The organism is Bradyrhizobium sp. FW305-F6, from assembly GCF_058782905.1.
Genome location: NZ_JBYSYD010000001.1, coordinates 2,260,598 through 2,279,934, shown reverse-complemented (window position 1 = coordinate 2,279,934; position 19,337 = coordinate 2,260,598). Strand labels below are relative to the sequence as shown.

Annotated in this window: 17 protein-coding genes; 13 read left to right on the top strand and 4 right to left on the bottom strand. The window is 64.8% G+C overall.

The genetic code is table 11. The features are described from left to right. Positions 1–84 precede the first annotated feature (84 nt). The 9 genes from AC3WLX_RS10950 (at position 85) to AC3WLX_RS10910 (ending at position 12,775) form a co-directional block, all read left to right on the top strand. The gene (locus AC3WLX_RS10950; protein ID WP_492335837.1) at positions 85–1,191 is read left to right on the top strand and encodes an efflux RND transporter periplasmic adaptor subunit; all 1,107 of its coding nucleotides are present in this window, start codon (positions 85–87) and stop codon (positions 1,189–1,191) included. 284 nt (positions 1,192–1,475) lie between these two features. Beyond that, entirely contained in the window at positions 1,476–4,613 is a 3,138-nt protein-coding gene (locus tag AC3WLX_RS10945; RefSeq protein ID WP_492335836.1) for an efflux RND transporter permease subunit, read from the top strand. A 34-nt stretch (positions 4,614–4,647) separates the two neighbouring features. Next, positions 4,648–5,247: a TetR/AcrR family transcriptional regulator gene (locus tag AC3WLX_RS10940; protein ID WP_492335835.1), complete on the top strand. Its 600-nt coding sequence runs from the start codon at positions 4,648–4,650 to the stop codon at positions 5,245–5,247. A gap of 132 nt (positions 5,248–5,379) precedes the next feature. Beyond that, the gene (locus tag AC3WLX_RS10935; RefSeq protein WP_492335834.1) at positions 5,380–6,003 is read left to right on the top strand and encodes a flavin reductase family protein; all 624 of its coding nucleotides are present in this window, start codon (positions 5,380–5,382) and stop codon (positions 6,001–6,003) included. A 278-nt stretch (positions 6,004–6,281) separates the two neighbouring features. Further along, positions 6,282–8,549 (top strand): acyl-CoA dehydrogenase, encoded by a 2,268-nt coding sequence (locus AC3WLX_RS10930; RefSeq protein ID WP_492335833.1) that lies wholly within the window; start codon positions 6,282–6,284, stop codon positions 8,547–8,549. Continuing rightward, positions 8,549–9,832, top strand: a complete 1,284-nt coding sequence (locus AC3WLX_RS10925; RefSeq protein WP_291621051.1) for an acetyl-CoA C-acetyltransferase — start codon at positions 8,549–8,551, stop codon at positions 9,830–9,832. The genes AC3WLX_RS10930 and AC3WLX_RS10925 overlap by 1 nt, the downstream gene beginning before the upstream one ends. A gap of 2 nt (positions 9,833–9,834) precedes the next feature. Continuing rightward, positions 9,835–11,931 carry a 3-hydroxyacyl-CoA dehydrogenase NAD-binding domain-containing protein gene (locus AC3WLX_RS10920; protein ID WP_492335832.1) on the top strand — a complete coding sequence of 699 codons (2,097 nt, stop codon included), beginning with the start codon at positions 9,835–9,837 and terminating at the stop codon, positions 11,929–11,931. Between the two features lie 7 nt (positions 11,932–11,938). Then, entirely contained in the window at positions 11,939–12,349 is a 411-nt protein-coding gene (locus tag AC3WLX_RS10915; protein ID WP_291621047.1) for an acyl-CoA thioesterase, read from the top strand. Positions 12,350–12,583: 234 nt separating this feature from the next. Beyond that, a complete protein-coding gene (locus AC3WLX_RS10910) occupies positions 12,584–12,775 on the top strand; it encodes a hypothetical protein (RefSeq protein WP_291621045.1) in 192 nt (63 codons plus the stop codon). Positions 12,776–12,889: 114 nt separating this feature from the next. Here AC3WLX_RS10910 and AC3WLX_RS10905 read toward each other — a convergent pair whose 3' ends face one another. Then, a complete protein-coding gene (locus AC3WLX_RS10905; protein ID WP_492335831.1) occupies positions 12,890–13,342 on the bottom strand; it encodes a nuclear transport factor 2 family protein in 453 nt (150 codons plus the stop codon). A gap of 155 nt (positions 13,343–13,497) precedes the next feature. Here AC3WLX_RS10905 and AC3WLX_RS10900 point away from each other — a divergent pair, with 155 nt between their 5' ends. Both AC3WLX_RS10900 and AC3WLX_RS10895 read left to right on the top strand, forming a co-directional pair. Further along, positions 13,498–14,184, top strand: coding sequence for an HAD family hydrolase (locus tag AC3WLX_RS10900; protein ID WP_492335830.1), 687 nt, complete (start codon positions 13,498–13,500; stop codon positions 14,182–14,184). A 108-nt stretch (positions 14,185–14,292) separates the two neighbouring features. After that, the gene (locus AC3WLX_RS10895; RefSeq protein WP_492335829.1) at positions 14,293–15,138 is read left to right on the top strand and encodes a DeoR/GlpR family DNA-binding transcription regulator; all 846 of its coding nucleotides are present in this window, start codon (positions 14,293–14,295) and stop codon (positions 15,136–15,138) included. Positions 15,139–15,141: 3 nt separating this feature from the next. On the opposite strand, the gene AC3WLX_RS10890 is transcribed toward AC3WLX_RS10895, so the two are convergent. From AC3WLX_RS10890 to AC3WLX_RS10880, 3 genes are all read right to left on the bottom strand, one after another. Further along, positions 15,142–15,567: a type II toxin-antitoxin system VapC family toxin gene (locus AC3WLX_RS10890; protein WP_492335828.1), complete on the bottom strand. Its 426-nt coding sequence runs from the start codon at positions 15,565–15,567 to the stop codon at positions 15,142–15,144. 127 nt (positions 15,568–15,694) lie between these two features. Beyond that, positions 15,695–16,111 carry a type II toxin-antitoxin system VapC family toxin gene (locus AC3WLX_RS10885; protein ID WP_291621036.1) on the bottom strand — a complete coding sequence of 139 codons (417 nt, stop codon included), beginning with the start codon at positions 16,109–16,111 and terminating at the stop codon, positions 15,695–15,697. Further along, positions 16,111–16,362 carry a type II toxin-antitoxin system Phd/YefM family antitoxin gene (locus AC3WLX_RS10880; protein WP_291621034.1) on the bottom strand — a complete coding sequence of 84 codons (252 nt, stop codon included), beginning with the start codon at positions 16,360–16,362 and terminating at the stop codon, positions 16,111–16,113. The genes AC3WLX_RS10885 and AC3WLX_RS10880 overlap by 1 nt, the downstream gene beginning before the upstream one ends. 282 nt (positions 16,363–16,644) lie before the next feature. On the opposite strand from AC3WLX_RS10880, the gene glpD reads away from it, so the two are divergent. Then, the gene (gene glpD, locus AC3WLX_RS10875; RefSeq protein ID WP_492335827.1) at positions 16,645–18,195 is read left to right on the top strand and encodes a glycerol-3-phosphate dehydrogenase; all 1,551 of its coding nucleotides are present in this window, start codon (positions 16,645–16,647) and stop codon (positions 18,193–18,195) included. Next, complete coding sequence (locus AC3WLX_RS10870) at positions 18,192–19,331, top strand: ABC transporter ATP-binding protein (RefSeq protein WP_492335826.1); 1,140 nt, start codon at positions 18,192–18,194, stop codon at positions 19,329–19,331. Before glpD ends, AC3WLX_RS10870 begins: the two co-directional genes overlap by 4 nt. The last annotated feature ends 6 nt before the right edge of the window (positions 19,332–19,337 follow it).

The following is a 19,337-nucleotide window of genomic DNA, read 5'->3' as shown; positions in this document are numbered from 1 at the left end:
GATCACGGATTCCTGATGACTGACGATTATTGACTTTTATCAGTGATTATTCGACATTCCTCTCATTCGAGAGGAGTGTCCTTCATGTTCGTCCGATCCGTTTTGTCGAGCTATTCCAGGCTGTTGGCAGGCGTTTCGCTGGCCTTCATGGCTGCAGCCCTTGCTGGGTGCAATGACACCGTTGCCGAAAAGGCGGAACCGCCGCGGCCGGTTTTGGTCGCGACCGCGCATTATGGTGCAGAGACGCCGGAGCGCAGCTTCGTCGGCACCATCCGCCCCAGGATCGAGAGCGATCTCGGCTTTCGCGTCGCCGGCAAGGTCGCAAAGCGCCTCGTCGAGGTCGGCCAGACCGTCGAAGTCGGCCAGCCATTGGCGACGCTCGATGAGATCGACCTGAAGCTCCAGGCCGAGCAGTCCGTCGCCGAGCTGACTGCGGCGACTGGCGTCCTGGCCCAGGCCGCCGCCGCCGAGCAGCGCGCCAAGGACCTGAAGGCCAAGGGCTGGACCACCGATGCGCAGCTGGATTCGAGCCGTGCCGCCGCCGACGAGGCCCGTGCCCGCCTGAACCGGGCCGAACGGTCGGTCGAACTGACCAAGAACTCTCTTTCCTACGCGACGCTCAACGCCGACGCCCGCGGCGTCGTCACCGCAACGCTGATCGAGCCCGGCCAGGTGGTTGCCGCGGGCCAGGCTTCGATCCGCGTCGCCCGCTTTGCCGAAAAGGAAGCGGTCGTCGCGATCCCTGAGACGCTGGTCGGACGCGCCAAGTCGGGCGTCGCCAGCGTCACTCTTTGGTCCGAGCCGAACAAGAAGTATATGGCCAAGCTGCGCGAGATCGCGCCGGCGGCCGATCCGGCCACGCGCACTTATCTCGCAAAGTTCTCGCTTCCCGAGGCCGACGACAAGGTCGCGCTCGGCATGACGGCGACGCTGACGCTGTCGGATGCAGCATCTGAGCGCGTCGCCCGGCTGCCGCTCTCGGCTTTGTTCAATGAAGGCGGCAAGCCGTCCTTCTACGTCGTCGACGACAGCGGAGGCGTCTCGCTGAAGCCGGTGACTGTGAAGTCCTATGAGAGCAAGGACGTCGTCATTACCGGCGGCGTGGAAGAGGGCGCCAAGATCGTTGCACTCGGTGTGCAGAAGCTCGATCCGGGTCAACGGGTGCGGATCGTATCGTCGCTTTCCTTTTAACTACCGTCATTCCGGGGGCACGCGCAGCGTGAACTACGGTGCGCAATTGCGCACCTGAGAAACTTGAGATTCCGGGTCTGGTCGTTCGGACCACCCCGGAATGACAAAGAGAAATAGAGCTACGTCGTGCGAGGCGAGTTTCTGCCTTTGTCCCTAAGCAAAGGCTGAAGCGGCGAAGCGATCCAGAACCTGCCCAGCCCCCTGGATTGCTTCGCTGCCTCGCGACGACGGTTTGAGCAGAGCGGCTGTCCTTGTTGCAACTGGATCGTCTTTCGGAGAGTGCGATGAAGCGCTTCAACCTTTCGGCCTGGGCAGTCAGCCATCCGACGCTGGTTCTCTTCCTGATGATCGTGCTCGGCGCTGCCGGCTTCTTCTCCTATGAGAAGCTCGGCCGTGCCGAGGATCCGTTCTTCACGGTGAAGGTGGTCAACGTCTCCGTGATGTGGCCAGGCGCGACCGCGCAGGAGATGCAGACCCAGGTCGCCGACCCCATCGAGAAGAAGATCCAGGAGCTGCCCTATTTCGAGAAGGTGCAGACCTATTCCAAGCCCGGCTTCACCGCGCTGCAGGTGACCTTCCGCGACAACACGCCGCCGAAGGACGTGCCCTATCTCTTCTACTTGCTGCGCAAGAAGCTGGTCGACGTGCAAGGCCAGCTGCCGTCCGGCATCCTCGGGCCCGTCGTCAACGACGAGTTCTCCGACGTCGATTCCATCCTCTACATGTTGACCGGCGAGGGCGCCGATTATGCCCAGCTCAAGAAGGTCTCGGAAGGTTTTCGTCAGCGCCTCCTGAAGGTGCCCGGCGTGACCAAGGTCGACGTCTACGGCAACCAGGACGAGCGCATTTTCGTCGAGTTCAGCCACGCCAAGCTCGCCACGCTCGGCATCACGCCGCAGGCCCTGTTCGACTCGCTCGCCAAGCAGAACAACGTGACGCCGGCCGGCACGGTTGAGACCTCCTCGCAGCGCGTGCCGCTGCGCGTCACCGGCGCGCTGGACGGCGCCAAGGCGGTCGCCGAGACCCCGGTCGAGAGCAACGGCCGCGTGTTCCGCCTCGGTGACATCGCCACCGTCACCCACGGCTTCGTCGATCCGCCGAGCTTCGTCGTCCGCCAGGAAGGCAAGCCCGCGATCGGCATCGGCGTCGTCACCGCCAAGGGCGCCAACATCCTCGATCTCGGCAAGGAGGTCCAGAAGGCGACGGACGACTTCATGAAGGCAGTGCCGCAGGGCATCGACGTCAAGCTGATCGCCGACCAGCCCAAGGTGGTCGAACACGCCGTCGGCGAGTTCGTGCGCTCCTTCATGGAAGCACTCGTCATCGTGCTGTTCGTCTCGTTCCTGGCGCTGGGCTGGCGCACCGGCATCGTGGTCGCGCTGTCGGTGCCCTTGGTCCTCGGTATCGTCTTCATCGTCATGAACGCGATGTCGCTCGACCTGCATCGCATCACGCTCGGCGCGTTGATCATCGCGCTCGGCCTGCTCGTCGACGACGCCATCATCGCGGTCGAGATGATGGTGGTGAAGATGGAGCAGGGCTGGGACCGCATGCGCGCGGCGTCTTTTGCCTGGGAATCAACTGCGTTTCCGATGCTCACGGGAACGCTGGTCACGGCCGCTGGCTTCCTCCCCATCGGCTTTGCCAATTCCGCGGTCGGCGAATATGCCGGCAGCATCTTCTGGATCGTGGCGATCGCGCTGGTCGCCTCCTGGTTCGTGGCGGTGATCTTCACGCCCTATATCGGCGTCATGCTGCTGCCCGAGATGAAGGCGCATCACAATCACGATCCGCATGCGGTCTACGAGACTCGCATGTATCGCGGCCTGCGCGCCGTCGTGCAATGGTGCGTCAACCACCGTATCACGGTCGTCGTCGCGACCGTCGTCGTTTTCGTCGCCTCCATCGTCGGCTTCGGTAAAGTCCAGCAGCAGTTCTTCCCGTTGTCGGAGCGGCCCGAGCTGTTCTTCCAGCTGCGCCTGCCCGAGGGCACCGCCTTCAACGTCACCGAAAAGGCGGTGAAGAAGGCCGAGACCCTGCTGAAGGATGACAAGGACATCGAGACCTACACGTCCTATGTCGGCCAGGGATCGCCGCGCTTCTGGCTCGGCCTCAACCCGCAGCTTCCGAACGAGGCCTTTGCCGAGATCGTCATCGTCGCCAAGGGCGTCGAGGCGCGTGAGCGCATCAAGGCCAAGATCGAGAATGCGGTCGCCGACGGCATGCTGACCGAGGCCCGCGTTCGCGTCGACCGCTTCAATTTCGGCCCGCCGGTCGGCTTCCCCGTGCAGTTCCGCGTGATCGGTCCGGATGCCAACAAGGTGCGCGAGATCGCCTACCAGGTCCGCGACGTCATGCGCGAAAACAAGAGCGTCAAGGACGTTCAGCTCGACTGGAACGAGCAGTCGCCCTACCTCAAGCTCGTCGTCGACCCGGACCGCGCCCGTGCCATGGGCCTCACGCCGCAGGACGTCTCGCAGGCGCTGGCGATGCTGATCTCCGGATCGCAGGTCACCACCGTGCGCGACGGCATCGAGAAGGTCGGCGTGGTCGCCCGCGCGATCCCCTCCGAGCGTCTCGACCTCGGCGGCGTCGGCGATCTCACCATCACCTCGCGCAATGGTGTGGCCGTGCCGCTGCAGCAGATCGCCAGGATCGAGTACGCCCATGAGGAGCCGATCATGTGGCGGCGCAACCGCGACATGGCGATCACAGTGCGCTCCGACGTCGTCGACGGCGTGCAGGCCCCTGATGTCACCAATCAGATCACGCCGAAGCTCAAGCCGATCATGGATCACCTCGAGCCGGCCTACCGGATCGAGCCGGGCGGCGCATTCGAGGAATCAGCCAAGGGCAATGCCTCGATCTTCGTCCTTTTCCCGATGATGGTCATGGTGATGCTGACGCTGCTGATGATCCAGCTGCAGAGCTTCTCGCGCCTTATCCTGGTGTTCCTGACCGCGCCGCTGGGCATCGTCGGCGCCTCGCTCGGCCTCAACGTCGCCAACGCACCGTTCGGCTTCGTGGCGCTGCTCGGCCTGATTGCGCTCGCCGGCATGATCATGCGCAACACGGTCATCCTGGTCGACCAGATCGAGACCGACGTCAGCCACGGCCTGCCCCGGCGCGAGGCGATCGTGGAAGCCACCGTCCGCCGTGCCCGTCCGGTGGTGCTGACGGCGCTCGCCGCCATCCTTGCCATGATCCCGTTGTCGCGCTCGGCCTTCTGGGGGCCGATGGCGATCACCATCATGGGCGGCCTGTTCGTCGCGACCTTCCTGACCCTGCTGTATTTGCCGGGCCTCTATGCACTTTGGTTCCGCAAGAGCCTGGACGAGGCGGGTTCACCCGAGCAGCCCGCCGCATCGCAGCATGGCAGCGATGACCATCCGGCAATTCCGCTTGCTGAAGCGGCTGAATAAGTGAGATGAAGTGCTGATTGATGAGTCCTGACTGATGGCCCTTATTTCGGAACATATCGAAGGCGACACCCGGGACCGCATTCTCGAGGTGGCCGAGCGGCTGTTCCGCCAGATCGGCTACCAGAAGACCACGGTCGGCGACATCGCCAAGGAGCTCAGAATGAGCCCCGCCAACGTCTATCGCTTCTTCGAATCGAAGAAGGCGATCCACCAGGCGGTAGCTCGTTCGCTGATGGGCGAGGTCGAGCTCGAGGCCCAGCGGATCGTGGCGGAGCCGGGTCCGGTCAAGGAGCGCTTCCGCGAGCTGCTCACCACCATCCATCGCATGAACACCGAGCGCTATGTCGGCGACAACAAGCTGCACGAGATGGTCGCGATCGCGATGGAGGAGGACTGGGACGTCTGCGTCGCCCATATGGAGTGCATCGCCGGCGTCGTCGGCCACATGATCGGGCAAGGCGTCGCCTCCGGCGAGTTCGAGGCGCCGGACCTGCAGCTGGCCGCGCTCTGCTCGTGCACCGCGATGCTCCGCTTCTTCCATCCCCAGATGATCGCCCAGTGCGCCACCAAGCCTGGCCCGACCATCGACCAGATGATCGATTTCGTCATCGCCGGTCTGTCCCCGCGCCACTGACGGGGCGGGAAGTTTCTCCTATAACGTCCTTGCCGTCATTCCGGGGCGGTCCGTAGGACCGAACCCGGAATCTCGAGATTCCGGGTTCGATGCTTCGCATCGCCCCGGAATGACGGAGAGCGGAGAGCCAGCGTGACCGACAAAGACCTGTATTTCTACGAGCCCTCCAAGGGCCACGGCCTCAAGCACGATCCCTTCAACGCCATCATCGCGCCGCGGCCGATCGGCTGGATCTCCTCGCGTGACAGCAAGGGCCACGTCAACCTCGCGCCCTACAGCTTCTTCAATGCGTTCTGCTACGTGCCGCCGATCATTGGGTTTTCTTCCACCAACTGGAAGGACACGGTCTCGAACATGGAGCAGACCAGGGAGTTCGTCTGGAATCTCACCACCATGGATCTCGCAAAGCACATGAACGCGACCGCCGCGCATGTCGGGCCCGAGGTCGACGAATTTAAGCTCGCCGGCCTCACCGCTGTGCCCGGCAAGCTCGTCAACGTGCCGCGCGTGGCCGAGAGCCCGGTCGCCTTCGAGTGCAAGGTGTCCGACATCGTCCGCCTCAAGGGCGCCGACGGCAAGGAGGCCGACGCCTGGCTGACGCTCGGCGAGGTCGTCGCCGTCCACATCGACAAGACATTGATCAAGGACGGCGTCTACCAGACCGCTGACGCCCGCCCGATCGTCCGCGCCGGCCGCCGCGGCGACTATTTCGAGATCAAGCCGGAAAACATGTTCGAGATGGTGCGGCCGGATTAGGCCGCTTCGTCATTCCGGGGCGACGCGCAGCGTCGAGCCCGGAATCCATTCATCCACCGACACTGCCGCCTGATGGATTCCGGGCTCACGCTTCGCGTGCCCCGGAATGACGGCGGAGAGACATTCAGCTCCCCACCCCCTCCCGGAACTGTCGTCGCACCCTGGCCGTTAGGGTCCAGGGCCGCTTGGCCGCGTCAATTTTGCAGCCGAACCTGTCACGCACCCCCGCCACTTTCCGCTAAAATGCCCCGCAACCGCGCCGATGCATGAGGTCCGCGATGAGCTTCCGCCGCGACAAAATCACAAAGCCGATCTTCTCCTGGGCGCGCGGCGTGCTGCCGGCGATGTCCGACACCGAGCGCGAGGCGCTGGAAGCCGGCGACGTCTGGTGGGATGCCGACCTCTTCACCGGTGATCCGGACTGGTCGAAGCTGCTGAAGGTCCCGCAGGCGACGCTGACGGACGAGGAGAGGGCCTTTCTCAATGGCCCCGTCGACGAGCTCTGCGCCATGCTCGACGAGTGGAGGATCTTCTGGGAATGGCGCGACCTGCCGCCGGACGTCTGGCACTTCGTCAAGCGCGAGAAGTTCTTCGGCATGATCATTCCGAAGGAGTTCGGCGGGCTCGGCTTCTCGCCCTATGCGCATTCGGAAGTCGTGCGCAAGATCTCGACCCGCTCGATTGCCGCCGCTGTCACCGTGATGGTGCCCAACTCGCTCGGGCCCGGCGAGCTCCTGATGCGCTTCGGCACGAAGGAGCAGCAGCAGCGCTGGCTGCCGCGCCTCGCCGACGGCCGCGACATTCCCTGCTTCGGCCTCACCAGTCCTGAAGCGGGCTCCGATGCCGCCTCGATGGTCGACACGGGAATCATCTGCAAGGGCGATTTCGAGGGCCGCGAGGTGGTCGGCCTCAGGCTCAATTGGCACAAGCGCTACATCACGCTCGGCCCGGTCGCAACGCTGCTCGGTCTCGCCTTCAAGGCCTATGATCCCGATCATCTCGTCGGCGATCAGGACGAGCTCGGCATCACCGTGGCGCTGATCCCGACCAATCTGCCCGGCGTCGAGATCGGCCAGCGCCATCTGCCGTCGATGCAGGTGTTTCAGAACGGCCCGAACTGGGGGCGCGACGTCTTCATCCCGCTCGACTACGTCATTGGCGGCAAGGAGCGCCTGGGGCAGGGTTGGAAGATGCTGATGACGGCGCTGGCCGCCGGCCGCGGCATCTCGCTGCCGTCGCTGTCTGCCGCGGGGGCCGCCTATGCGGCGCGCACCACCGGCGCCTATGCCCGCATCCGCGAGCAGTTCGGCATCTCGATCTCCAAGTTCGAAGGCGTCGAGGAGCCGCTCGCCCGCATCGTCGCGACCGCTTACCAGCTCGATGCGGCGCGGCGGCTGACCTGCGCGGCGCTGAATGCCGGCATTCATCCCGCCGTCATCTCCGGCATCATGAAGCTGCACGCGACCGAGCGGATGCGCATTGCGGTCGACGACGCCATGGACATCCATGGCGGCAAGGCCGTGATCGACGGTCCGCAAAACTATCTCGGCAATCTCCATCGCGCCGTACCGGTCGGGATCACAGTGGAAGGCGCCAACATCCTGACCCGCAACCTGATTGTGTTCGGGCAGGGCGCGATCCGCGCGCATCCTTTTCTGCTCGACGAAATGAACGCGCTGGCGGACAGCGACCGCGATCGCGGGCTCACCGCGTTCGACAAGGTGTTCTGGAAGCATGTCGGCCATAGCGTCCGGACGCTGTTCCGCGCCTTCGGGCACAGCTGGACTTTTGGCGCATTCGCGCCGGCGCCCGACGCGGGCGGTGCCACGCCGTTCTATCGCCAGCTCTCGCGCTACTCCGCAGCCTTCGCGCTCTGCGCCGACATGGCGCTCTTGACTCTCGGCGGCGCGCTCAAGCGCAAGGAAATGCTGTCGGCCCGTTTTGGCGACATCCTCTCCGAACTGTATCTGCTCTCGGCTGCGCTGAAGCGATGGCAGGACGAGGGTCGGCAGAAGGAGGATTTTGCCGCGCTGGAATGGTGCATGGCGAGCGGCTTCAAGACCATCGAGAACCGGTTTGCCGAAATTCTCGCCAACCTGCCGAACCGCTTCGTCGCAATTGTCCTCAAGCTCGTGGTCCAGCCGTTCGGCGCCCGCGTGCTGGGCCCGTCCGACCGTGTCGTGCATCAATGCGCCGGCATCGTGCTGGAGCCCTCGGCGGCCCGCGATCGCCTGACCCCGGATCTGGCCCATGTCGACGACGACGGCGGCTTTGCCCGGCTGGAGCGGGCCTTCAAGCTGGTCGTCGGTACGGACGCTATCGCGAGGCGCCTGCGTGCCGCGCAAATCCGCGACTGGAAGGAGGCGGTCGCCAAGGGGGTGATCACGCAAGCCGAGGGCGAGCAGCTCGCCGCGGCCCGCGAAGCCGTCAATGCAGTGATCGAAGTCGACGATTTTGCGCCGGAGGCGCTGTCGCCGATTTACAAGAAAGCCGGCGATGTGCATCAGTTCTTCCAGGAACTCGGTGAACAGAGGGCGGCGAGCTGATGGCACGACCGGTTTTCATCGTCGACGGCAGCAGGACGCCGTTCCTGAAGGCACGTTCGGGACCCGGTCCGTTCACGCCGGTCGATCTTGCCGTGCAGTGCGGCCGGCCGCTGCTGGCGCGCCAGCCGTTCTCGCCCGAGAGCTTCGACCAGGTCATCCTCGGCTGCGTGAACGTGATTGCGGACGAGATGAATCCGGCCCGGGTCGCCGCGCTTCGGCTCGGCATGGGCGAGGACATGGTCGCCTTCACCGTGCAGATCAATTGCGGCTCCGGCATGCAGTCGATCGACACTGCCTACCGCTACATCCGTGAAGGCCATGCCGATATGATCCTTGCCGGCGGCACCGAGGCGCTGAGCCACGCGCCGCTGGTCTGGCCGAATTCCGGCGTGCGCTGGTTCGCCGGCCTCGCCACCGCCAAGGGCGTGGCCGCCAAGCTCGCGGCGGCCTTCAAGCTGCGCCCGCGCGATCTCAAGCCGGTCATCGGCCTCGAGCGCGGGCTGACCGATCCCGTCACCGAGCTGAACATGGGCCAGACCGCCGAGGTGGTCGGCCATCTCTTCGGCATCACGCGCGCACAGTCCGATGCCTATGCCGCCGAGAGTCATCGCCGCCTCGCGCATGCGCAAGGCGCGGGTTTTCTCAAGGGCGAGGTCGAGACCGCGTTCTCCCGCGACGGCAAGTTCTTCGACCATGACGACGGCGTGCGCCCGGATTCCACGGCCGAGTCACTCGCAAAGCTTCGACCAGTCTTCGAGCGCCCCTGGGGACAGGTCACCGCCGGCAATTCCTCGCAGATCACAGACGGTGCCTCCTGGGTAATCCTGGCCTCCGACGCCGCCGTGGCAAAACACAAGCTGACGCCGAAAGCGGCGATCGTGGACAGCAATTGGGCCGCGCTCGATCCCAGCATCATGGGACTCGGTCCGGTGATGTCGGTGACGCCGCTGCTCCAGCGCAACGACCTCACCCTCAAGGATGTCGAGACCTGGGAGCTGAACGAGGCGTTCGCAACGCAAGTGCTCGGCTGCCTCGCCGCCTGGAACGACGACAAATTCTGCCGCGAGATCCTCGGGCTGGACGGCGCCGCCGGTGAGATCGACCGTGACAGGCTCAACGTCGACGGCGGCGCCATCTCGCTCGGCCATCCTGTCGGCACCTCCGGCAATCGCATCGTGCTGCATCTCGTCAATGCGATGAAGCGGCTTGGCACGCGGCGCGGAATTGCCACCGAGTGCATCGGCGGCGGGCTCGGCGGCGCCATGCTGATCGAGGCGGTGTGACCATGGATTCCAGGATCATGACCGCGCTCGGCGATCGCGTGCTGGAGCTCGGGCCCAAGCCCGCCACGGACAGTCCGTACAAGCATTTCAAGCTGACGCGCGATGCCGATGGCATCGCCTGGCTGCTGTTAGACCGTGCCGATGCCAGCGCGAACACGCTGTCCTCGGATGTGATGGAGGAATTCGACGCCGTGCTCGCGGCGATCGAGACCGAGCGCCCCGCCGGTCTCGTGATCCGCTCGGCAAAGCCGTCCGGCTTCATCGCGGGCGCCGATGTCAACGAGTTCCGCGGCGCATCCGACCCGGGCATGGTGGAGACGCGTATCCGTGCCGCGCATGCGGTGGTCGACCATCTGGAAGCGCTCAAGCTCCCGACGGTCGCGGTCATCCACGGCTTCTGCCTCGGCGGCGGGCTCGAGGTGGCGCTCGCCTGCCAGGCCCGCATCGCGATCGACGGTGCGCGTTTCGGATTCCCGGAGGTGATGCTGGGCCTGCATCCCGGCCTCGGCGGTACCGCGCGTTTCACCGCGCTGGTCAATCCGACCCAGTCGATGGCGCTGATGCTGACCGGGCGCACCGTCGATGCGCGCCGTGCCAAGGCGCTCGGCCTCGTCGATACCGTGACGCAGGAACGCCATGTCGAGGGCGCCGTGAAGGACGCGCTGTTCGGACGCCTGAAGCAAGCCAAGCCCGGCTGGCTCACGCGCGCCGCCAATCTCGGCCCGGTGCGTGGTCTGCTTGCCAAGCGCATGCGCTCGGAGGCGGCGAAGGCTGCCTCGCGCGAGCATTATCCAGCGCCTTACGCGCTGATCGATCTCTGGGAGGCGCATGGCGGCAGCAAGGTCGCGATGCTGAAGGCCGAGCAGGCCTCCTTCGCCAGGCTGATGGTGACGCCGACCGCGCAGAATTTGATCCGCGTCTTCCTCCTGCGCGAGCATATGAAGAAGACGGCCGGCTCCGGCAACGCGGTCAAGCATGTCCACGTCATCGGCGCCGGCGCCATGGGCGGCGACATCGCGGCTTGGGTCGCCGGGCAGGGCTTTCGCGTCTCGCTCGCTGACATGAAGGCGGGGCCGATCGCGGGCGCGGTGAAGCGGGCCAATGGGCTCTACGGCAAGATCATCCGCAAGCGAACCGAGGTGCGCGACGCGCTCGACCGCCTGATCCCGGACATGGACGGCGAGGGCGTCCGCAACGCCGATCTCATCATCGAGGCGGTGCCGGAGAAGCTGGAGCTGAAGCAGAAGGTCTATGCCGGCCTTGAGCCACGTATGAAGCCGGACGCGATCCTTGCGACCAACACGTCCAGTATTCCGCTGCAGGACCTGCGCACCACGCTGGCGCGGCCGGAGCGGCTGGTCGGCCTGCATTTCTTCAACCCGGTGTCGCGGTTGCAGCTGGTCGAGGTAGTCAGCCATGACGGCAACGATGCACAGGTGCTGAAACAGGCGCTCGCCTTCGTCGGCGCGATCGACCGCCTGCCGCTTCCCGTGAAGAGCTCGCCCGGCTTCCTCGTCAACCGGGCGCTGACGCCCTACATGCTGGAAGCCATGGTCATGCTGGACGAGAAGATCGACCAGCGCCTGATCGACGCCGCCGCCGAGCAGTTCGGCATGCCGATGGGGCCGATCGAGCTCGCCGATCAGGTCGGGCTCGACATCTGCCTCGACGTCGGCGACATGCTGCGCTCCAAGTTCGGCGATCTCCTGCCGCCGACGCCGGCCTGGCTGCGCGAGAAGGTGGCCAAGGGCGAGCTCGGCCGCAAGACTGGCAAGGGCTTTTACACCTGGAAGGACGGCAAGGCGGAGAAGGCCCAGCTTCCCGAGACCGGGCCGCGCGTCACCGACCAGATGATCGACCGCCTGGTGCTGCCGATGTCCAATGTCTGCGTCGCGGCGCTGCGCGAAGGCATCGTCGACGATGCCGACGCGGTCGACGGCGCCATGATCTTCGGCACCGGCTATGCACCGTTCCGCGGCGGCCCGCTGAACTATGCGCGCACGCGCGGCGTCGAGAACGTCGTATCCACCCTGCGCGCGCTGGCCGAGCGATTTGGCGAGCGCTTCGCGCCTGATCCGGGCTGGGACAATTTCAAGTGAGAGCGATATGAGCGAACAAGCCACGGCCGGGCCGAGCGGCGATCTCTGCATCCGCACGCTGGCGATGCCGGCCGACACCAATGCCAACGGCGACATCTTCGGCGGCTGGCTGCTCAGCCAGATGGACGTCGGCGGCGGCGTGTTCGCCTCGAAGGCTGCGCGGTCGCGCACGGTGACGGTCGCGATCGAGGCGATGAACTTCCGCAAAGCGGTTTATGTCGGCGATCTCGTCTCGGTCTACGCCAATCTCGTGCGCGTCGGACGCACCTCGCTGACGGTGCATCTCGAGGCCTGGGCATTGCGGCGCAAGGAGCTGCATCCCTTCCTCGTCACTGACGGCAACTTCACCTATGTCTCGATCGACGACCAAGGCCGGCCGCAGCCGATCGAGCGAAACGATCCGCCCATTGCGACGTAATCGCGCGCGGCGCTCTGCCTCATCTCGCGACGTGGCGGCGCAGTTCGCAAAGGCGGCGCATCCCGCCACTCCCGTCGGGGCTTCGCCAAAAACCAGTCAAGAACCAGTCATAAAACGGATGAGGTCCCCGTGTACTACCTAGCGTGTCGATTCGGGGTTGGGTACGGCCTCTAATGCCTGGGAACCTTCAGGCACGATTGCCGTTATTTGCCCGCACTGAGGGATCAACGGACCATGCCGGACAGCTACATCATCGAAGTCAATTCGCAGACCGCAGGTATCGTCGTTCGCTCTCAAGGAGGCTATTGCTTTTTTGCCTCATCCCATCGCTTCAACCGCCTCGAAGGCCAGCTCTTCCGCAACGCCCGCGAAGCCGAGCGCGCCGCGCGCAAGCTGGTTAACGGCGATTTGAAAGAGGCGGCGTAGCTGCCGTCATTCCGGGGCGCGCGGAGCGCGAACCCGGAATCTATCGTGCTGCAGAAATTGCCGACCAATGGATTCCGGGTTCGCGCTCCGCGCGTCCCGGAATGATGTCGTTGGTCACAACTTCGTCGCAGCCCGCGACAGCAGCTTCCAGTCGTCGCCCTGCTTCTGCCAGTTCATCAGGATGTGAAGATTGGTCGACACTTTCTTCCCGTCGGCAGCCATTTCCTGCTCGCCCAGCCAGTGAAAACGCACGATCGCCGCGGGGCCGACGACCTTGATGGTCGGGTCCTTGTATTCGATCGAAAGGAATTTCGACTTGCCGTCGGTGGCGTTGGCGATGAAGGTTGCCTTGTCCTCGACCTTGCCGCTGGAATGACTGTAGCTCAGCTCCTCCGCGCACAAGCCGCCCAGCGCCTTCGGATCGGCCGCGATCTGGGCAAGGCGGAAGGCCTCAACTTTCTTTGCAACGGCTTCCTCATCCGGCGAAGCAGCGAGCGTGGGCGTCGCAAACGCCAGTGCGGAGACGGCGAGGGTCGAGAGCGCCAGATCGCGTCTATTGATCGTCATGGTTTCCTCCTTTTTGATCTTGCACCGAGTGTTGCAGTCGCGTGCGGCTTTGTCGAGTGTCGCATGGCCGGTCATGCGCATGCGTCGTTGCGCGATCGGGGCGGTATTGATACGTCTTCCGCATCGATGTGCCGCGCATTCGGGAAAGTACGGAAATGATCGAGGCCAAACATGATGCGATGGGCAAGGCGTTGCTGTTCGACATCGACGGCACGCTTGCCGACACCGATCCGTTGCACTTGCAGGCTTTCAATCAGGTGCTCGGCCCTCACGGTCATGTGTTCGATCACGCGCGCTTCTCCAGGGAGCTGCAAGGCTTCGCCAATGTCGCGATCGGCGAGCGCTTTCTGCCGGATGAGGCGCCGGAACGGCGCGCCCTGATCCTCGACGAGAAGGAGGAGGTCTTCCGCACGCTGGTGGCCGGGCAGATCGCACCGCTGCCGGGCCTGATGGCGCTGCTTGATCGCGCCGACGGCGCCGGCATTCCCATGGTCGCCGTGACCAACGCGCCGCGTCTCAACGCCGAACTGCTGCTCTCCGGCCTCGGCATCACGCATCGCTTCAAGGCGCTTGTGATCGGCGCCGAGCTGCCGCACGGCAAGCCGCATCCGCTGCCCTATCAGGAAGGGCTGCGCTTCGTCGGCGCGAGCCCGCAAGCCTCGATCGCATTCGAGGACTCCCGCACCGGCGTGCAATCCGCAACGGCGGCGGGAATCCCGACCATCGGCATCCGTACCAGCCTCAGCCATGCTGACCTAGTTGCAGCAGGCGCGGTCACGTCCGCCAGTGCCTTCGACGACCCGGCGTTGCTTGCACGTCTTGCGAGCGCCATGGGGTGGTAAGACATGGCGTGGCAAGAAGCGGCCCTTCATTCGTTAACCGTGATCGGCGCGCATTGACCGAAGGCGCAAACCGCCGCACCATGCGTCCCCTGATTTGAGGCCGTTGCCGTGACCGGATTGACCCATCGCCAAGCTGAAATCCTCAACCTCGCGCGTGCTTCCGGCCGCGTCATGGTCGAGGAGCTCGCGCGCCGCTTCGAGGTCTCGGCCCAAACCATCCGAAAGGATCTCAACGATCTCTGCGAGCGGAGGTCGCTGACCCGCATCCATGGCGGCGCCATCATCGCCTCGGGCGTGGAGAACCTCGCCTATGAGGCGCGCCGCTTTGTCGCCGCCGACGAGAAGAAGGCGATTGGGGCTGCCGCCGCCTCGCTGATCCCGAACGGCTGCTCGCTGTTCATCAACATCGGCACCACGACGGAGGAGGTCGCGAGCGCGCTGACCTCGCACGAGGACCTGCTCGTCATTACCAACAATCTCAACGTCGCGATGCTGCTCTACCGCCATCCCCGCATCGAGGTGGTGGTCGCCGGCGGCACGGTGCGGCGCGCCGATGGCGGGGTGGTCGGGTCGACCGCGACGCAACTGATCGGTCAGTTCAAGGTCGACTATGCCATCATCGGCGCGTCCGCGATCGACGAGGAGGGCGCCTTGCTCGACTTCGACTATCGCGAGGTGCAAGTGGCGCAGGCCATCATCGCCAATGCCCGCAGCGTCATGTTGGTCGCCGATTCGACAAAGCTCCGCCGCAGCGCGCCGGTGCGCATCGCCCATATCACTCAGATCCAGACCTTCGTCACCGACCAGGAACTGCCCGAGCGCCTCGCCACCATCTGCCACAGCAAGGGCATCGAAGTGGTGGAGGCGATGCCGAAGGGGGCGGATATCGATGATGCGCCGGCCGAAGTGCAGGATGCGGCGCCGGAGGCCGCACCGGTGGTGCGGCTGAGATAGGGGCTAAGCGTCGTCCCACGGATTGAGCAGCGCGACGCCGAAGGCCGCAAAATCCTTCACGTTACGTGTGACGAGCATGAGATCGTTGACCAGCGCAGTCGCCGCAAAGAAGCCGTCCATGACGGACAATGCGACGCCGCTCCTGCGGCTCTGCGCCATCAGGTCACCCCAGCGCTCGGCCACTGTCTGGTCTATCGGCAGGACGCGCTCGGCAAACCGCGCAGGCAAATCGTGGGCAAGCCAGGCGGCCAGCGCGGTGCGCCGGCGGCCGTCCTCGAGCAATGCGATGCCGCGGCGAAGTTCGGCGATCGAGGCGACGCCGATGAATGTACGGTCCTCATCGATCGTATCGAGCCACGCCACAACTTTCGGCGAAGGCACGGGCCGCTGAATCTCCGAGAGCACGTTGATGTCGAGCAACAGGTTCATGGCATTTCATCGCGTGGTGCGTCGTGCACGCGCTCAAGGTCGAGGTCCGCGCCGCGTTGCCGGGTGATCATCTGCGGGCCGGCTTGAGCGCGGTCGATCTTGTGCGTCTGACTATTCAAGGGCGCGGTTAGCCGGCGCCCCAAGGATTGAGCAGCGGAACGCCCGTCGGTTCGAAATCCCCCACGTTGCGCGTCACGACTGTCAAGCCGTGAACGAGCGCAGTCGCCGCAATGAGGGCGTCACGTTCGGCTCGCGGGTTGGGAACGTGGAGCTGTGCGCAGCGCTGAGCCACGGCCGTATCGATCGCCAGAATCCGCCCCTCGAAGCGGGCCAGAATTTGGCCATCGATCCAGGCGCGCAAGACAGCACCCTGCGTCGCGTCTTTGCGTTCAATCAGGCGTGCTCCGACTTCAATTTCAAGGATCGAGATGGCGGACATGAAGAAGTTTGTCGCAGGCACAGCGTTGGCCCAGGCGAGCACGTTGCGATCCGCTCTATCCGGCCGCCGCAGTTCGGAAATGACGTTGGTGTCCAGGAGGAACATCAGTCGAGATCAACGGGCTTGAATATTCCGCCGTCCATACGAGGCGGATCGAAATCGAAGTCCGCGTTCGCCTCCGCCAAAGCTTGGGCAAGGCTCATCTGTCCGCCGCTCAGGCGCAAATATTCCTCGATCGTCAGCAGGACATGGGCGGGGCGGCCACGATCCGTAATGAAGACTGGACCCTGCGAGGCCGCCTTTTTCGCGCCGCTCGTATCCTGATTGAATTCTCGGCTAGTCAGTGTGGTCACCATCCGTCAGCGCCTCTTTGCCTTCGCGTACCTCATGGCCCGAACTTATGTAGATATGTTTCTACATTCAAGACTCGGTGCGTGTCCGCAGGGGCCGGGCCGACGCCCTCCAGTTAAGTTTGCCTCGAATTGTGTCCGGCCTCCTGCTGATCTCTCCGTCTCGCTGCCGCGGCAAAGCCAATTCTTTCGCTTCCTTTCGCCTATCTTTCATCTTGCTTTCGTTTTTCGGTGTGATCTAATCAAAAACGAAAGTAGCCGCTCGACGGAACGAGCGGTCGCGGGGGGATGCGTCTGTTGGAGCGTATTTTCGATCTCGCCATCATTGGAGGCGGTGTTAACGGTTGCGGCATCGCGCGCGATGCGGTGGGCCGTGGCAACACGGTTTTCCTGTGCGAAATGAACGATCTGGCGAGCGGGACGTCGTCCTGGTCGACCAAGCTGGTGCATGGCGGCCTGCGCTATCTCGAATATTACGAGTTTCGGCTGGTCCGCGAGGCGCTGATCGAGCGCGAGATCCTGTGGGGCATCGCGCCCCATATCATCCGTCCCTTGCGTTTCGTTTTGCCGCATCACGCCGGCCTGCGCCCGGCCTGGCTGCTGCGGCTGGGTCTGTTCCTCTATGATCACATCGGCGGCCGCCATCTGCTGCCCCCCACGCGCTCGGTCGATCTTGGGCGTGACGAGGTCGGCAAGCCGCTGATCCCCAATCGCTACAGCCGCGCCTTCGAATATTCGGACTGCTTCGTCGACGACGCCCGTCTCGTCGTGCTCAACGCCCGCGATGCCGCCGACAAGGGCGCCGAGATCCGTACCCGCACGCGCGCCACCGAAATTCGCCAGTCGGAGGGCGCCTGGACCGTCAGCATGGTCAACACGCTGACCGGGGAGCGCTCGTCGATCCAGGCCCGCGCGCTCGTCAATGCCGGCGGTCCCTGGGTCGAGGACGTGCTCGGCCGCGGCGCCGGCATTAATGCGAAAGCCAAGGTGCGCCTGGTGCAGGGTTCGCACATCGTGGTCAAGAAGCTTTACGACCACGACCGCGCCTACATGTTCCAGAATGCCGACGGCCGCATCATTTTCGTCATTCCCTACCAGGACGATTTCACGCTGATCGGCACCACCGACCGCGACTACGACGGCGATCCCGCGAAGGTGAAGGCGACGGCGGAAGAGATCCAGTATCTCTGCGCTGCGGCCAGCGAATATCTCGCCAAGCCCGTGACGCCGGACGACGTGGTCTGGACCTATTCCGGCGTGCGGCCGCTTTATGACGATGGCGCGAGCGAAGCCAAGGCCGCGACGCGCGACTACGTGTTCGAGCTCGACACGCCCGGCGGGGTGCCGCTGCTGTCGATCTACGGCGGCAAGATCACGACCTATCGGAGACTCGCCGAAGAGGCCCTGGAACGCCTTGCGCCCTATCTTCGCAGTGCGAAAGCGCGCGAGGGCTGGACCGGAAAATGGCCGCTACCCGGCGGCGACATGAATGTGTCGGACATCGACGGCCTGATCGCCGAGCTCCAGCGCGGCTATCCGTTCCTCAGCCACGAGCATGCGCGGCGGCTCGCGCGCGCCTATGGCACGCGGGCGATGAAGCTGCTCGGCGATGCGAAATCATTGGCCGATCTCGGCCAGGCTTTCGGCGCGACGCTGACCGAGCGCGAGGTCCGTTATCTCATGGCCCATGAATGGGCCGTCACCGCCGAGGACGTGGTCTGGCGTCGTTCCAAACTCGGCCTGCGACTATCTGCCGACGAGATCGCGGCGCTTGACGACTGGATCAGGAGCCATGCCGTGCAGCAAACTCCCCTGCGGGAAGCGGGAGGACGCTCATGACCGTGACACTCGATCACGTGACCCGGACCGTCGAGGGTATCGAGCACATCCGCGATGTCTCCCTGACTCTCGAGAGCGGAACCCTCAACGTCCTGCTCGGGCCGACGCTGTCGGGCAAGACCTCGATCATGCGGCTGCTCGCCGGGCTCGACAAGCCGAGCACCGGCAAGGTGGTGGTCAACGGCAAGGACGTCACCGGCGCCGACGTCCGCAAGCGCTCGGTCGCCATGGTCTATCAGCAGTTCATCAACTACCCCTCGCTGACGGTCTACGAGAACATTGCTTCGCCCTTGCGCGTGCAGGGCAAGCCGCGCGACGAGATCGAGGCGCGGGTCGCCGAGGCGGCGAAGCTGCTCCGGCTCGAGCCGTTCCTGAAGCGCACGCCGCTCCAGCTCTCGGGCGGACAGCAGCAGCGGACCGCGATCGCGCGTGCGCTGGTCAAGGGCGCCGACCTCGTGCTGCTCGACGAGCCGCTCGCCAATCTCGACTACAAGCTGCGCGAGGAGTTGCGCGCCGAGCTGCCGCGGATCTTCGAGGCCTCGGGCGCGATCTTCGTCTATGCCACCACCGAGCCGACCGAGGCGCTCCTGCTCGGCGGCAACACGGTCTGCATGTGGGAGGGCCAGGCGCTGCAGATAGGCGAGACCACCAGCGTCTACCGCCGGCCGCAGACCTTGCGCGTCGCGCAGGTGTTCTCCGATCCGCCGCTCAACCTCGTCGGCATCGAGAAGAAGAACGGCTCCGTCCAATATGCAGGCGGCACGGCCTCCCCGGCCTCCGGTCTTTACGCTGGCCTTGCCGACGGGACCTATCGCGTCGGCTTCCGGGCGCATCAGCTCGCCCTCGCCAATGGCGAGGCCGATCGTCATGCCTTCCACGCCACCGTCACCGTGACCGAGATCACCGGTTCGGAGAGTTTCGTGCATCTGACCCGGGGCGGGTCGAACTGGGTGGCGGTGCTGCACGGCGTGCACGAGTTCGAGCCCGGCCAGACGCTCGATGCCGTGCTCGACCCCAATGATATCTTCGTCTTCGACGCCGCCGACCGCTTGGTCGCGGCTCCCGGCATGGCGTTTTCAAGCGAAGCGCCTAGCGGTTCGCGCGAAGAAAACGCCTCAACAGTCAGAAGCGCCTGAGGGAGA

Excerpts from the sequence above, each read along its gene's own strand:
- AC3WLX_RS10950 (WP_492335837.1), top strand. The coding sequence starts at position 85 with ATGTTCGTCCGATCCGTTTTGTCGAGCTATTCCAGGCTGTTGGCAGGC.
- AC3WLX_RS10945 (WP_492335836.1), top strand. The coding sequence starts at position 1,476 with ATGAAGCGCTTCAACCTTTCGGCCTGGGCAGTCAGCCATCCGACGCTG.
- AC3WLX_RS10940 (WP_492335835.1), top strand. The coding sequence starts at position 4,648 with ATGGCCCTTATTTCGGAACATATCGAAGGCGACACCCGGGACCGCATT.
- AC3WLX_RS10930 (WP_492335833.1), top strand. The coding sequence starts at position 6,282 with ATGAGCTTCCGCCGCGACAAAATCACAAAGCCGATCTTCTCCTGGGCG.
- AC3WLX_RS10925 (WP_291621051.1), top strand. The coding sequence starts at position 8,549 with ATGGCACGACCGGTTTTCATCGTCGACGGCAGCAGGACGCCGTTCCTG.
- AC3WLX_RS10920 (WP_492335832.1), top strand. The coding sequence starts at position 9,835 with ATGGATTCCAGGATCATGACCGCGCTCGGCGATCGCGTGCTGGAGCTC.
- AC3WLX_RS10915 (WP_291621047.1), top strand. The coding sequence starts at position 11,939 with ATGAGCGAACAAGCCACGGCCGGGCCGAGCGGCGATCTCTGCATCCGC.
- AC3WLX_RS10910 (WP_291621045.1), top strand. The coding sequence starts at position 12,584 with ATGCCGGACAGCTACATCATCGAAGTCAATTCGCAGACCGCAGGTATC.
- AC3WLX_RS10905 (WP_492335831.1), bottom strand. The coding sequence starts at position 13,342 with ATGACGATCAATAGACGCGATCTGGCGCTCTCGACCCTCGCCGTCTCC.
- AC3WLX_RS10900 (WP_492335830.1), top strand. The coding sequence starts at position 13,498 with ATGATCGAGGCCAAACATGATGCGATGGGCAAGGCGTTGCTGTTCGAC.
- AC3WLX_RS10890 (WP_492335828.1), bottom strand. The coding sequence starts at position 15,567 with ATGAACCTGTTGCTCGACATCAACGTGCTCTCGGAGATTCAGCGGCCC.
- AC3WLX_RS10885 (WP_291621036.1), bottom strand. The coding sequence starts at position 16,111 with ATGTTCCTCCTGGACACCAACGTCATTTCCGAACTGCGGCGGCCGGAT.
- AC3WLX_RS10880 (WP_291621034.1), bottom strand. The coding sequence starts at position 16,362 with ATGGTGACCACACTGACTAGCCGAGAATTCAATCAGGATACGAGCGGC.
- glpD (WP_492335827.1), top strand. The coding sequence starts at position 16,645 with ATGCGTCTGTTGGAGCGTATTTTCGATCTCGCCATCATTGGAGGCGGT.
- AC3WLX_RS10870 (WP_492335826.1), top strand. The coding sequence starts at position 18,192 with ATGACCGTGACACTCGATCACGTGACCCGGACCGTCGAGGGTATCGAG.